Annotated in this window: 12 protein-coding genes; 4 read left to right on the top strand and 8 right to left on the bottom strand. The window is 69.8% G+C overall.

Translation table 11 applies throughout. The features are described 5' to 3' along the window. Positions 1-9 precede the first annotated feature (9 nt). The gene (locus NFR93_RS11810) at positions 10-1,230 is read right to left on the bottom strand and encodes a class I SAM-dependent methyltransferase (RefSeq protein ID WP_251453484.1); all 1,221 of its coding nucleotides are present in this window, start codon (positions 1,228-1,230) and stop codon (positions 10-12) included. 174 nt (positions 1,231-1,404) lie between these two features. Here NFR93_RS11810 and groES point away from each other — a divergent pair, with 174 nt between their 5' ends. After that, positions 1,405-1,701: a co-chaperone GroES gene (groES, locus tag NFR93_RS11805; protein WP_251453483.1), complete on the top strand. Its 297-nt coding sequence runs from the start codon at positions 1,405-1,407 to the stop codon at positions 1,699-1,701. A gap of 81 nt (positions 1,702-1,782) precedes the next feature. Continuing rightward, the gene (rarD, locus tag NFR93_RS11800; RefSeq protein WP_502846286.1) at positions 1,783-2,745 is read left to right on the top strand and encodes an EamA family transporter RarD; all 963 of its coding nucleotides are present in this window, start codon (positions 1,783-1,785) and stop codon (positions 2,743-2,745) included. Here rarD and NFR93_RS11795 read toward each other — a convergent pair. The 3 genes from NFR93_RS11795 to NFR93_RS11785 are packed head-to-tail and all read right to left on the bottom strand — an operon-like array spanning position 2,705 to position 5,540. After that, entirely contained in the window at positions 2,705-3,058 is a 354-nt protein-coding gene (locus tag NFR93_RS11795; protein WP_251453482.1) for a metal-sensitive transcriptional regulator, read from the bottom strand. The genes rarD and NFR93_RS11795 overlap by 41 nt on opposite strands. Beyond that, complete coding sequence (locus tag NFR93_RS11790; RefSeq protein ID WP_251453481.1) at positions 3,055-5,328, bottom strand: heavy metal translocating P-type ATPase; 2,274 nt, start codon at positions 5,326-5,328, stop codon at positions 3,055-3,057. The genes NFR93_RS11795 and NFR93_RS11790 overlap by 4 nt, the downstream gene beginning before the upstream one ends. After that, a complete protein-coding gene (locus tag NFR93_RS11785; RefSeq protein ID WP_251453480.1) occupies positions 5,328-5,540 on the bottom strand; it encodes a heavy-metal-associated domain-containing protein in 213 nt (70 codons plus the stop codon). Before NFR93_RS11785 ends, NFR93_RS11790 begins: the two co-directional genes overlap by 1 nt. A 207-nt stretch (positions 5,541-5,747) precedes the next feature. Between NFR93_RS11785 and NFR93_RS11780 the strand changes: the two genes are divergently transcribed. Continuing rightward, positions 5,748-7,031 carry an ABC transporter substrate-binding protein gene (locus tag NFR93_RS11780; protein WP_251453479.1) on the top strand — a complete coding sequence of 428 codons (1,284 nt, stop codon included), beginning with the start codon at positions 5,748-5,750 and terminating at the stop codon, positions 7,029-7,031. Positions 7,032-7,270: 239 nt separating this feature from the next. Here the strand turns inward: NFR93_RS11780 and NFR93_RS11775 are convergent, their stop codons facing one another. The 4 genes from NFR93_RS11775 to NFR93_RS11760 form a co-directional block, all read right to left on the bottom strand. Then, positions 7,271-8,011: an ABC transporter ATP-binding protein gene (locus NFR93_RS11775; protein ID WP_251453478.1), complete on the bottom strand. Its 741-nt coding sequence runs from the start codon at positions 8,009-8,011 to the stop codon at positions 7,271-7,273. Continuing rightward, positions 8,008-8,958, bottom strand: a complete 951-nt coding sequence (locus NFR93_RS11770; protein ID WP_251453610.1) for an ABC transporter ATP-binding protein — start codon at positions 8,956-8,958, stop codon at positions 8,008-8,010. The genes NFR93_RS11775 and NFR93_RS11770 overlap by 4 nt, the downstream gene beginning before the upstream one ends. Positions 8,959-9,028: 70 nt before the next feature. Continuing rightward, on the bottom strand, positions 9,029-10,009 hold the full coding sequence (locus NFR93_RS11765) for a branched-chain amino acid ABC transporter permease (RefSeq protein ID WP_251453477.1): 981 nt from the start codon (positions 10,007-10,009) through the stop codon (positions 9,029-9,031). A gap of 8 nt (positions 10,010-10,017) precedes the next feature. After that, positions 10,018-11,316, bottom strand: a complete 1,299-nt coding sequence (locus tag NFR93_RS11760; RefSeq protein WP_502846293.1) for a branched-chain amino acid ABC transporter permease — start codon at positions 11,314-11,316, stop codon at positions 10,018-10,020. A gap of 256 nt (positions 11,317-11,572) precedes the next feature. Here NFR93_RS11760 and guaB point away from each other — a divergent pair, with 256 nt between their 5' ends. Next, positions 11,573-13,075 carry an IMP dehydrogenase gene (guaB, locus tag NFR93_RS11755; RefSeq protein WP_251453475.1) on the top strand — a complete coding sequence of 501 codons (1,503 nt, stop codon included), beginning with the start codon at positions 11,573-11,575 and terminating at the stop codon, positions 13,073-13,075. Positions 13,076-13,098 lie beyond the last annotated feature (23 nt).

Below are 13,098 nucleotides of genomic sequence, written 5' to 3'. Positions count from 1 at the left end.
GAACCGGTGTCAGGCGGCGTCGACGCGGTCGGCGAGGATCGTCGTGCGCCTCGACCCGATGCGGGTGACGAACAGCGTCGCGGCCTCGTCGCCGCGCAGCTTCAGCTTCGTGCGCAGCGTCGCGGGATCGATGTCGACGCCGCGCTTCTTGATCTCCAGACGCCCGATGCCGCGCGCCCGCAGCGCCGCGCCGAGCGCCTTGGTGTCGCTGGGCAGCACCTCGCGGACGCGGAAGGACTGCACGAACGGGCTCGTCACCGCGGTGTCGCCGGTGAGGTATGCGATGCGGGGATCGAGCGTGCCGGCCTCGAGCGAGCGCGCCACCTCGCCGATGAGGCGTGCGCGGATCACCGCGCCATCGGGTTCGTGCAGGAACGCGCCGAGCTCGCGGGCCGGCTCGTCCTCGGCATCGGCGGCCGCCGTCAGCTCCCACGCCGCGTCCCCGCGCATCACCAGCGCCGCCCGCGCGACGCCGGGGCGCGCCAGCGCCCCCGACCAGATCACGAGCTCGATCGTCGACCCGTCCGCGCTCACCCACTGGGCCTCGACGCCGTCCGGCAGCAGGTCGCGGTCGAGCCCCGGCCCGAGCTTGATGCCCGCCGGCACCCGATCGGCCAGAGCGAACGACCACTCCAGCGACGGCGACCAGTCCGCCGGCGCGGTCCGCGAGGTCTCGCCGTGGCCCGCCGCCCGCCGGGCCGGGTCCAGCCACACCGCCTGCGCAGCCTCGCTCGCGTCTTCGGCGAACAGGTCTTCCGCCGCCTGCTCGGCCGTCGCGTGACGCACCCGTGCGGTCTCGCCGAACGGAGCGAGGTTGTACGCCGCGATCGCCGCGGTCACCTCGTCGGCGTCGACGGCGTCGACCGTGATGCCGAGCGCGGCGAGTCCGAGGGCGTCTCCGCCGATGCCGCAGCCGAGATCGGCGACCCGCGTGAAGCCGGCATCGCGGAAGCGCGCCGCATGGCGGGCGGCGACGCCGAGGCGCGTGGCCTGCTCGAGGCCCGCGCGGGTGAAGAGCATGCGGTCGGCGAAGGGGCCGAACTTCGCGGCCCCCTTGGCCCGCAGTCGTGCCTGACCGACGACGGCCGACACCAGGTCGGGGGAGTGGCCCGCCTTCCGCAGGCGCGAGACGGCCGCGGCGACCTCATCGGTCGACGTCACCGTGCCCAGATCGTCGAGCAGGCGCAGGCCCTCGGGAGTGAGCAGGGCGGTCAGCTCGGCCATGTCCATCGCACCAGCCTAGGCGCGCTCGCGGTGGGCGCTGCGGGGGCGGCGGATGCGGCATCCGTCATCATCTGGCACTCACGTTGCGAGAGTGCCAGGTGCTTGCCTAGACTCTCGTTAGCACTCTCAGCGTGTGGGTGCTAACGAGTCTTGATTCTCAAGGAAAGCAGAGGTAGACCCGTGTCGGTTTCCATCAAGCCGCTCGAGGACCGCATCGTCATCAAGCAGGTCGAGGCCGAGCAGACCACGTCCAGCGGTCTGGTCATTCCCGACACCGCCAAGGAGAAGCCCCAGGAGGGCGAGGTCGTGGCGGTCGGACCGGGCCGTATCGACGACAACGGCAACCGCGTCCCGCTCGACGTCGCCGTCGGCGACCGTGTGATCTACAGCAAGTACGGCGGCACCGAGGTCAAGTTCGGCGGTGACGAGTTCCTCGTCCTGTCGGCTCGCGACGTCCTCGCCGTCGTCGTTCGCTGACGCTTCGCGCACCACGCGCACAGAGAGGGTCGGATGCTTCGGCATCCGGCCCTCTTCGTCGTCCGGCCGTAGGCTGATCCGGTGAACCCAGATCCCCGCACGGCCGACACGGTCGTGCCCGCGGAGCCCGCTGCCGACGACCCCCGTGAACGCGCGCTGGGCGGTGTGTACGCCTTCACCGCGTACCTGCTGTGGGGCTTCCTGCCGCTGTACTTCCTCGCGCTCGCACCGACCGGTCCGTGGGAGGTCGTCGCATGGCGCATCCTGCTGTCGCTGGCCTTCTGCGCCGTGCTGCTGACGGTCACCCGCACGTGGCGGAAGCTCTGGGCGATCCTTCGCAACCGCCGGCTCGTGCTGTGGACGGTGCTGGCCGGCGGGCTGATCTACGTCAACTGGCAGGTCTTCCTCATCGCCACCCTCACCGGGCACGTGATCGAGACGAGCCTGGGCTACTTCATCAACCCGATCTTCACGGTGCTGCTGGGCGTGCTCATCCTGCGCGAGCGGCTGCGGATCACGCAGTGGGTGGCGCTCGGCATCGCCGGTGTCGCCGTGGCGGTGATCATCGTCGGCTACGGCACGTTCCCGTGGATCGCGCTGTCACTGGCCTGCTCGTTCGCCCTGTACGGGCTGGTGAAGAAGCGGATCGGGCCCTCCGTCGACGCCGTCAGCGGCCTGACCCTGGAGTCCCTGTGGCTCGCGCCGGTGGCCGTCGCCCAGCTGATCGCGGTCGCGGCGACGGCGGGCATCACCCTCGGAACCCTCGGACCGTGGCACACGACGCTGCTGCTGCTGGCGGGCGTCATGACCGCGACGCCCCTGCTGTTCTTCGCCGCCGGCGCCCGCCGCGCCCCGCTCACCCTCATCGGGCTGCTGCAGTTCGTCGCGCCCATCCTGCAGTTCATCACCGGCGCGTGGCTGCTGGGCGAGCCGATGCCCCTCGAGCGCTGGATCGGCTTCGCCCTCGTGTGGGTCGCCCTGACGGTGCTGACGATCGACTCGCTCAGCGCACGAGGCGCGCGATCGCCTGCGAAGCTTCGGTGATCTTCGCCTCGGCATCCGCACCGCCGGTGCGCGCGGCGTCGACCACGCAGTGCCGCAGGTGATCGTCGAGCAGCCCCAGCGCGACGGCCTCGAGGGCCGAGGTCAGCGCTGAGACCTGCGTCAGGATGTCGATGCAGTACTTCTCGTCCTCGACCATCTTGTGGATCCCGCGCGCCTGACCCTCGATGCGCTTGAGCCGATTGAGGTACTTCGCCTTGTCGGTGATGTAGCCGTGGTGGGCGTGCTCTTCGGCGTCGGCCTCGACGGGGCCGGATGCCTCGACCGAGGTGGATGCCGGTGCTTCGAGTGTCATGAGTGCTCCTGACGGGGGAGGTTCCGACTGCGGAAGCGCCGCAGCCGCAGACTGTTGCCGACGACGAACACGCTCGAGAACGCCATCGCCGCGCCGGCGATCATGGGGTTGAGCATCCCGAGCGCCGCGAGCGGGATCGCGGCGACGTTGTAGGCGAAAGCCCAGAACAGATTGGTCTTGATCGTACCGAGCGTCGCGCGCGAAAGGCGGACGGCATCGGCCGCGCTGCGCAGGTCGCCCCGCACGAGCGTGATGTCGGAGGCCTCGATGGCGGCGTCGGTGCCGGTGCCCATCGCCATGCCGAGATCGGCCTGCGCGAGCGCGGCGGCGTCGTTGACGCCGTCCCCGACCATCGCGACGGTCCGTCCCTCGGCCTGCAGCGCCCGCACCACGGCGACCTTGTCGGCGGGGAGCACCTCGGCGGTGACCCGGTCGATACCGACCTGGCGTGCGATCGCGGCGGCGGCCGTGGCGTTGTCGCCGGTCAGCAGCACCGGCTCGAGTCCGAGGGCGCGCAGCTGCGCGACCGCTTCGGCGCTGGTGGGCTTGACCTGATCGGCCACGACGAGGACACCGCGAGCCGTGCCGTCCCACGCGACCGCCACCGCCGTGCGGCCGTGCGCCTCGGCATCCGTCATCGCCTGCTCGAGATCGGCGGGCAGCGCCACGGCCCACTCCGCGAGAAGGGCTCGGCGACCCACGACGACCGCATGGCCCTCGACGACGCCCGTGACGCCGTGGCCGGCGTGGGAGCGGAAGTCCTCGACCGCGGGCAGGTCGCCGCCGGCGTCGGCGATCGCGCGGGCGATCGGATGCTCCGAGGCGTGCTCGACCGCGCCGGCCCGTCGCAGCAGCTCGGCGCGATCCTGACCGGCGGCCGGGACGACGTCGACGAGCGCCATGCGCCCGGTGGTGACGGTTCCGGTCTTGTCGAGCACGATGGTGTCGACCCGGCGGGTGGACTCGAGGATCTCCGGGCCGCGGATGAGGATGCCCAGCTGCGCGCCCCGTCCGGTGCCGACCAGCAGCGCCGTCGGCGTGGCGAGTCCGAGGGCGCACGGGCACGCGATGATGAGGACCGTGACGGCCGCGGTCACGGCCGAAGCGGCGGGGAAGCCCAGCAGCAGCCACACGGCGAGGGCCGCGAGGGCGATGACCAGGACGATGGGCACGAAGACGCCCGAGATCCGGTCGGCCAGCCGCTGCACGTCGGCCTTGCCCGACTGCGCCTGCTCGACCAGCCGTGCCATCTGGGCGAGCTGCGTGTCATCGCCCACCCGGGTCGCGCGGACGACCAGCCGGCCGCCGGCGTTGACCGTCGCGCCGACGACGGGGTCTCCGGGCTCCACTTCGACGGGCACCGACTCGCCGGTGACCGTCGAGGCGTCGACCGCCGACGATCCCGAGACGACGACGCCGTCGGTGGCGATCTTCTCGCCGGGCCGCACGACGAACTCGTCGCCGACGAGCAGCTGGGCCACGGGAACCCGCAGCTCGACGCCGCCGCGCAGGACCGCCGCGTCTTTCGCGCCGACGTCCAGCAGCGCCCGCAGGGCGGCGCCCGCGCGGCGCTTCGACCGCAGCTCGAAATAGCGTCCGGCGAGGACGAACGTCGTCACACCGGCGGCGACCTCCAGATAGATGTCGCCGGCGCCGTCGGAGCGCTGGATCGTCCACTCGAACGCGTGCGTCATGCCCGGCATCCCGGCGTGGCCGAGGAACAGTGCATAGAGCGACCACAGGAAGGCGGCCGAGACCCCCATCGACACGAGGGTGTCCATGGTGGCCGCGCCGTGGCGCAGATTCACCGCGGCGGCGCGGTGGAAGGGCCACGCCCCCCACACCACGACGGGGGCGGCCAGCGCCAGCGACGCCCACTGCCAGTACGTGAACTGAAGTGCGGGGATCATCGCCAGGAGGATCACCGGCACCGAGAGGATCGCCGACCCGATGACGCGCTGGCGCAGCCTCGTCAGATCGGCGTCCTCGGCCGGCGCGGAGTCCGCCGCGGGCTCGCTCCGCGGGGGAGCGGGGACGGCGGCGGTGTATCCGGTCTTCTCGACCACGGCGATGAGCGCGGCGGCGTCGACATCGGGGGGAACCGAGACGAGTGCCTTCTCGGTCGCGTAATTGACGGATGCCGCAACCCCCGGCATCCGGTTGAGCTTCTTCTCGATGCGCGCCGCACACGACGCGCACGTCATGCCTCCGATCTGGAGTTCGACGCGCGCGCCCGCGAGGCCGCCGCCGGTCGCGGACGCAGAGGTCATCAGGCCCGGACCGCCGCGTAGCCGGCCTCGTCGACAGCGGCGAGCACGTCGGCATCGGCCAGGGGCGCCTCGGACTCGACCACGAGCGTGCCGGTCTTCGCGCTGACGTCGACCCCGGTCACGCCGGTGAGCTGCGACACCTCGCTGCGGACGCTGGCCTCGCAGTGGCCGCAGGTCATGCCGGTCACGCGGTACTCGTACTTCTCGGTCATCGTTTCGCCTTTCGCTCGGGGATACCCCTTGGGGGTACTGCTCCTCGAGTGTATACGCCTCAGGGGTATGCAGGGGCCGCCGGTGAGGCTTTCGGGTCCGTTACACATCGTTAACGAATGGCAACATTCGCGAGACGCTCCCAGGGCTAGGTTTAGGGGAACTGGGGGCCCTCGGGCCTGCCCGACTCACACACAGCAAGGAGCACAATGAGCGTCTTCACACGTTCTCGCGCCGGCAAGTTCCTCGGCGGCATCGCCGCGGTCGGCGTCAGCGCACTCATCCTGGCCGGCTGCAGCTCGACCAACGGCGGCGGTGGCACGGATGACTCCGACGGTCCCGCGGAGCCGATGGACGAGATCAGTCTCAAGATCGGCACGGCCCTGCCCCAGACCGGAAACCTGGCCTTCCTCGGTCCGCCCGAAGAGGCCGGCGTCGCCTTCGCTGCGGCGCAGATCAACGAGGTGTCCGAAGAGACCGGACTCGACATCGAGGTCGTCTACGGCGACTCCGGCGACACCGACAACAAGGCGTACGAGACCGAGATCCCCCGCCTCCTGGGCGAGGACGTCTCGGCCGTGATCGGCGCGGCATCCTCGGGCACGTCGCTGCAGTTCATCGACCAGCTCGTCGGCGCCGGCGTCATCCAGTTCTCGCCGGCCAACACCTCGGACGCCTTCACCACCTACGAGGACAACGGGCTGTACTTCCGCACCGCGCCCTCGGACGTGCTGCAGGGCGACGTGCTCGGCAACCTGATCGCCGAGGACGGCAACCAGACCCTCGGCATGATCGTGCTGAACGACTCGTACGGCACGGGCCTGGCCCGTTACGTCACCGAGGCGTTCGAGGCAGCCGGCGGCGAGGTCGTGGCAGCGCCCACGTACAACACCGGCGACACCACGTTCGACGCGCAGATCAGCGAGGTCGTCGCGGCCGATCCCGACGCGATCGCCCTGATCACGTTCGAAGAGGTCGCCACGATCCTTCCGAGCCTGCTCGGCGAGTTCCCCGGCGAGAAGCTCTACTTCGTCGACGGCAACCTGTCGAACTTCGGGGAGGACCTTCCCGAGGGCTCGCTGACCGGCGCCAAGGGCACCCTGCCCGGTCTGTCGATCGACACCCTGACCGACTTCACGTCGGAGCTCGACGCCTTCCTCGAAGAAGAGGGCGACGACCCGCTGACCGAGTACAGCTACGCGGCGGAGTCGTTCGACGCCACCGTGCTGCTGGCGCTCGCGTCGCTGGCCGCAGCCTCGAACGACCCGGCGGCCATCGCCGAGAAGCTCATCGAGGTCTCGGGCGGCTCGGGCGAGGGTGAGAAGTGCGACACCTACGCCGCGTGCGCCGAGATCATCGTCGGAGGCGGCGTCGCCGACTACGACGGCATCTCGGGTCCGATCACCTTCGACGAGGTCGGCGACCCGACCGAGGCGTCGATCGGGATCTACGAGTACGGCGAGGACAACAACTACGTCGCGTACGAGGGCTGAGCACCTCTCGCGCTGACACCGTGAGGGCCCCGGATCTTCGGATCCGGGGCCCTCACTCATGCGGCGGCCGTGCTCCGCCGGCGCTGGTTTCGCCGGTGGGCGCCGGGGTGCCGCGTGCGCACGCGCCCCCGGCGTGCGGGGGAATCACGCACGCGTGTGCCGCGTGCGCACGCGCCCCGGCTCGGCGCCCCGGCCTGGCCTGGCGTGTGCCCGACCACCCGCCCCGCGCGGCGGGGTGGTCAGGTGCCGAGCGTGCCGAGGTAGAGCTCGGTGACCTTCGGGTCGTTCAGCAGGTCGCGGCCCGACCCGGTGTACGCGTCGCGCCCCTGGTCGAGGACGTAGCCGCGGTCGCAGATCTGCAGGCACCGGCGGGCGTTCTGCTCCACCATGATGCACGTGACGCCGGCCTTGTTGATCTCGGAGACGCGGATGAACGCCTCGTCCTGACGGACGGGCGACAGACCAGCCGAAGGCTCGTCGAGCAGCAGCACCTTCGGGTCCATCATGAGTGCGCGGCTCATCGCGACCATCTGCCGCTCGCCGCCCGAGAGCGAGCCGGCGCGCTGCTTCAGGCGCTTCTTCAGCTCGCCGAAGATGCCGGTGACGAACTCGAGCCGCTCGGCGTACGCGGAGGGGCGCTGGTACAGCCCCATCTGCAGGTTCTCTTCGATCGTCAGCGACGGGAAGACGTTGTTGGTCTGCGGGATGAACCCCACTCCGCGTGAGACGAGCTGGTTGGCCTTGAGCCCGGTGATGTCGTCACCTTCGAGGGTCACGACGCCGCCGCGGACGTTGACCTGCCCGAAGATCGCCTTCAACAGCGTCGACTTGCCGGCGCCGTTCGGGCCGATGATGCCGATGAGCTCGCCCTTGTGTGCGACGAGGTTGCAGCCGTTGAGGATGTTCACACCGGGGAGGTAGCCCGCGTGGACGTCCTCGACGACGACGACCGGTGTCCCGGTGGCGGTGGCGCTGGTCACTTCGCGTCCCCCTGCTTCTCTTCGGACTCGAGTTCGGCGGCGGCTTCGGCCTCGATCTGGTCTGCGCTGGCCCGAGCGGATGCCGCGGCATCCGTCGTCCGGTCCGCATCGACGACGTCGATGCGTCCTGTCACGACACCGAGGTCGACCTCTTGGTGGGCCCCGAGGTAGGCGTCGATCACGGCGGGGTCGCGCATGACGCTGTACGGGTCGCCCTCCGCGACGATGCGGCCCTCGGCCATCACGACCACCCAGTCGGCGATGTGGCGGACCATGTGCATGTCGTGCTCGACGAACAGCACCGTCATGCCCTCGTCCTTGAGGTCGAGGATGTGGTCCAGCAGCGACTGCGTGAGGGCCGGGTTGACCCCGGCCATCGGCTCGTCGAGCATGACCAGCGTCGGCTCGGTCATGAGGGAGCGCGCCATCTCGAGGAGCTTCCGCTGGCCGCCCGAGAGGCTGGCGGCGAAGTCGGACGCCTTCGTGTCGAGCTTGAACTTCCTGAGGATCTGCATCGCCCGCGTCTCGAGCGCCTGGTCCTGCTTGCGCCACAGCGCCGGGATGAGGCTGGCGAAGAACTTCTCGCCGCGCTGGTCCTTCGCGCCGAGTTTCATGTTCTCGAGCACCGTGAGCAGTCCCAGCGCCTTGGTGAGCTGGAACGTGCGCACGAGTCCCATCCGCGAGACCTTGTACGCGGGGACGCCCGAGAGGTCCTTGCCGTCGTAGCTCCACGTGCCCTCGTTGGGCTTGTCGAACCCGGTCAGCAGGTTGAACAGGGTGGTCTTGCCGGCGCCGTTCGGGCCGATGAGCGCGGTGATGGCGCCGCGGGGGACCTCGAGGTGGTCGACGTCGACGGCGTGCACGCCGCCGAACGAGCGACGCACGCCGTGGGCGATGATGATCGGGTCGATCTTGGCGCATCCGGGTGCGGCGTCGCCCTTGTGCAGGCCCGTGGTCTTGGGCCGGGCGACCGGCGCGGTCGACGTCGGCGGCTCGGCCGGAGCCTCGTAGGCGGAGTCACTTGACAAAGGTCAGCTCCTTCTTGTTTCCGAGCAGCCCCTGCGGCATGAAGATCACCAGCAGCATCAGCGCGACGCCGACGAGGATGAACCGCAGTGTGGCCGCCTGGATCGACGACATGCCGAACAGCAGGCCGGCCGACGCCAGAGCGGGGAGCACGTTCGAGAGGAACGTCTGCAGCACCCAGAAGATGAGCGATCCGAGCAGCGGTCCGAAGACCGTCGCCGCGCCGCCCAGCAGCAGAGCCGTCCAGACGAAGAACGTCAGCGAGGTCACATAGACGCCGGGGCTGATCGCCGCCGGCAAGGCGTAGACGATCCCTCCCGCCGCGGCGATCACCCCGCCGAGGACCAGGGACTGCATCTTGTACGCGTAGACGTTCTTGCCGAGCGAGCGCACGGCGTCCTCGTCCTCGCGGATGCCCTTGAGCGCACGTCCCCAGGGGCTGTGCGTCAGCATCCACACCACGAGCGCCGCGATCGCGATCGTGATGACGCCCATGATGCGCACCCACCACTGCGTCTCGTTGTAGGTCCACGGACCGAACCCGTAGATGCCGTCGGGGATCGGGTTGGATGCGCGGAAGCTGGCGTGGTACCCGCTCAGGCCGTCAGCCGAACCCGTCACGTCGTCGAAGGCCGTCGTGAGGAACAGCAGGCGCAGCACCTCGGCGGCGGCGATCGTGACGATCGCGAGGTAGTCGCCGCGCAGTCGCAGCGTCGGGATGCCGAGGATGAGCGCGAAGATCGCCGCAGCCACGAGCCCGAGGATCGCCGCGAGCCACCACGGCAGCCCGAAGGTGAGGATCGAGATCGCGTAGCCGTAGGCGCCGATGGCCATGAAGCCCGCGATGCCCATGTTGATCAGGCCCGCGTAGCCGAAGTGCATCGCGAGACCCAGTGCGGCGAGGGCGTAGCCCATCGTCGCCGGGCTCAGGATCGACGAGGCGGAGTTGGAGAGAATCTGCAACCAGTCCATGGGTTCGCCTAACCTATTCTCTCGCGCCGGCCGAGGATGCCCTGTGGCCGGAACAGCAGGATCACGATGAGGATGAACAGCGCGCTGGCGAACTTCAGGTCCGCCGGGATCCACAGGCTCGACGCCTCGACGAGGATGCCGACGATCAGCGCTCCGACGAGGGCGCCGTACGCCGTGCCGAGACCGCCGAGGACGACCGCGGCGAACATGAGCAGCAGCACCTGCGCACCCATGTCCCATCGGATGCCGGGACGGTAGTACGCGTAGAGCACGCCCGCGAGGCCGGCCAGACCCCCCGCGACGATCCACACCACCCGCACGACGGCGTCGACGTCGATGCCGGACGCCGCGGCCAGCGACGGATTGTCCGAGATCGCCCGCGTCGCCTTGCCGAGCTTGGAGCGGGTCAGCCACAGGGCGAAGGCGACGATCACGACGATCGAGATGCCGATCGACACCATGTCGATGACGCTCATCTGCACGACCCCGAACAGCGGGATCTTCGGCGTCGACGAGAAGGGCAGCTGTGCCGTGCCGCCGCCGATGAAGAACTGGAACAGGTAGCGCATCGCCAGCGAAAGGCCGATCGAGACGATCATCAGCTGGACGACCCCGACACGACGACGACGCAGGGGTCGCCAGATGATCATGTCGAGGACGAGTCCCAGCACGGCGCTGAGGATCACCGCCACGGGGAAGCCGAGCCACCACGGCAGGGCGAGGCTCGCCGGCCCCACCAGGATCAGGGCGGCGACGGCGCCGAAGGTCACCATCTCGCCATGCGCGAAGTTCGAGATGCCGGTCGTGCCGTAGACCAGGGTGAGGCCGACGGCGGCCAGGGCCAGCATGAGGCCGAAGCTGATCCCCTGCACGAGACGCTGCACAAGCTGGTCGAAGAAGCCGGTGACGTTGCGCTCGCCCTCGCCGATGAAGAAGTTGACGGTCACCCGACCGCCCTGCGACATCTCCACCTCTTTGACGTTGGGGGTGTCGTCCTCGTCGTCGACCACGGCGATGCCCTCGGGGAGCGTGTTCTCGTCGAGCGTGATGACGTACTCCTCGCCCCGTTCGGGGACGCCCACGCGCCACTGCCCGTTCTCGTCGGTCTCGACCTCCTGCAGCCCGCCGGGACCGTCGATGGTGAGCCTCACTCCTTCGAGCGGCTCCCCGTCGAGCTGCACGTTGCCGCTGATGCGGTACGGGTCGTCCTCGGCGGCGAAGGCGGGCGCCGACGTCGCGAAGATCCCGAGGAGCACCAGGAACAGGGCGAAGAGTGCGAAGACCGTTCTCGGACGCGCGGCGCGCATCGAGACCTCAGTCACAGGACTCACGAAACCTCCCAGTACGGCACACCGCGCGCCGATTACCGGGTCGCATCGGCCGTGATGAACGACGGTACGAGCGTAATGTGTCCGCGGTGTTTCGGGCGAGACACGCTCGCAAGACGTGACCTAATCGGGATCGCTTAGAATCATGCGTGGCGCGGTAGCGCGCGCCGGCCGCCGTCGTCCCCCCTCGAGCAACGCGCCCGATGCAGGCCAGGCACGCGCGCAGGAGAACCACATGGACCAGCACGACCCGTTCGGCTTCGTCGGACTCACCTACGACGACGTCCTCCTCCTGCCCGGTCACACCGACGTGATCCCGAGCGAGGCCGACACCTCCAGCCGCGTCACCCGCCGCATCACGGTGGCGACCCCGCTGCTGTCGGCGGCGATGGACACCGTCACCGAGGCCCGTCTGGCGATCGCGATCGCGCGCGAGGGCGGCATCGGCATCATCCACCGCAACCTCTCGATCGAGGATCAGGCGGCGATGGTCGACCGTGTGAAGCGGAGCGAGTCGGGCATGATCACGGACCCGATCACGACCACCCCTGACGCCACCATCGAAGAGGTCGACACCCTGTGCGCGACCTATCGCATCTCGGGCCTGCCGGTCGTGGGCGACGAGGGGCGCCTCGTGGGCATCGTCACCAACCGCGACATGCGCTTCGTCTCGGGCTTCGAGCGCCAGACGACGCTCGTCCGCGACGTCATGACGACCGAGAACCTCATCACGGCGCCCGTCGGCATCGGCGCCGGCGACGTCATCGCCACCTTCGCCAAGCACCGGGTCGAGAAGCTGCCGCTCATCGACGAGGACGGCAAGCTGGCCGGTCTCATCACGATCAAGGACTTCGACAAGAGCGAGAAGTACCCGCTGGCGACCAAGGACGAACAGGGACGTCTGCGCGTCGGGGCGGCCATCGGCTTCTTCGGCGACGCGTGGGAGCGCGCCGGCGCGCTTCGCGACGCGGGTGTCGACGTCATCGTCGTCGACACCGCCAACGGCCAGTCCGCCGGTGTCATCGACATGGTCCGTCGCCTCAAGGCAGACGCGTCCTTCGCGCACATCGACGTCATCGGCGGCAACGTCGCCACCCGCGAGGGTGCGCAGGCTCTCATCGACGCAGGTGTCGACGCGGTGAAGGTGGGCGTCGGCCCCGGCTCGATCTGCACCACCCGCGTCGTGGCCGGCGTCGGCGTGCCGCAGGTCACCGCGATCTACGAGGCGTCCCTCGCCGCGCGCGAGGCCGGCGTGCCGGTGATCGCCGACGGCGGCCTGCAGTACTCCGGAGATATCGCCAAGGCGCTGGTCGCCGGCGCCGACACGGTCATGCTCGGCTCGCTCCTGGCGGGCACCGACGAGTCGCCCGGCGAGATCGTCTTCCAGGGCGGCAAGCAGTTCAAGCAGTACCGCGGCATGGGCTCGCTCGGCGCGCTGCAGACGCGGGGCAAGAAGACCTCGTACTCGAAGGACCGCTACTTCCAGGCCGACGTCCCCAGCGACGACAAGCTGATCCCCGAGGGCATCGAGGGCCAGGTCGCGTACCGGGGTCCGGTGTCGGCGGTCGCGTACCAGCTCGTCGGTGGCCTGCGTCAGTCGATGTTCTACGTCGGCGCCCGCACGATCGACGAGCTCAAGGCCAAGGGCAAGTTCGTCCGCATCACGCCCGCGGGGCTGAAGGAGTCGCACCCCCACGACGTGCAGATCGTCGTCGAGGCGCCCAACTACAAGCGCTGAGCCCCGCGCGCTGAGGACCCCCG

This window comes from Microbacterium sp. Marseille-Q6648, assembly GCF_943181415.1.
In the GTDB taxonomy this organism is placed as follows: Bacteria; Actinomycetota; Actinomycetes; order Actinomycetales; family Microbacteriaceae; genus Microbacterium.
This window is presented reverse-complemented; position numbering and strand designations above follow the sequence as displayed.

Excerpts from the sequence above, each read along its gene's own strand:
- NFR93_RS11790 (WP_251453481.1), bottom strand. The coding sequence starts at position 5,328 with ATGACCTCTGCGTCCGCGACCGGCGGCGGCCTCGCGGGCGCGCGCGTC.
- guaB (WP_251453475.1), top strand. The coding sequence starts at position 11,573 with ATGGACCAGCACGACCCGTTCGGCTTCGTCGGACTCACCTACGACGAC.
- NFR93_RS11795 (WP_251453482.1), bottom strand. The coding sequence starts at position 3,058 with ATGACACTCGAAGCACCGGCATCCACCTCGGTCGAGGCATCCGGCCCC.
- NFR93_RS11760 (WP_502846293.1), bottom strand. The coding sequence starts at position 11,316 with ATGCGCGCCGCGCGTCCGAGAACGGTCTTCGCACTCTTCGCCCTGTTC.
- NFR93_RS11765 (WP_251453477.1), bottom strand. The coding sequence starts at position 10,009 with ATGGACTGGTTGCAGATTCTCTCCAACTCCGCCTCGTCGATCCTGAGC.
- NFR93_RS11785 (WP_251453480.1), bottom strand. The coding sequence starts at position 5,540 with ATGACCGAGAAGTACGAGTACCGCGTGACCGGCATGACCTGCGGCCAC.
- NFR93_RS11780 (WP_251453479.1), top strand. The coding sequence starts at position 5,748 with ATGAGCGTCTTCACACGTTCTCGCGCCGGCAAGTTCCTCGGCGGCATC.
- NFR93_RS11810 (WP_251453484.1), bottom strand. The coding sequence starts at position 1,230 with ATGGACATGGCCGAGCTGACCGCCCTGCTCACTCCCGAGGGCCTGCGC.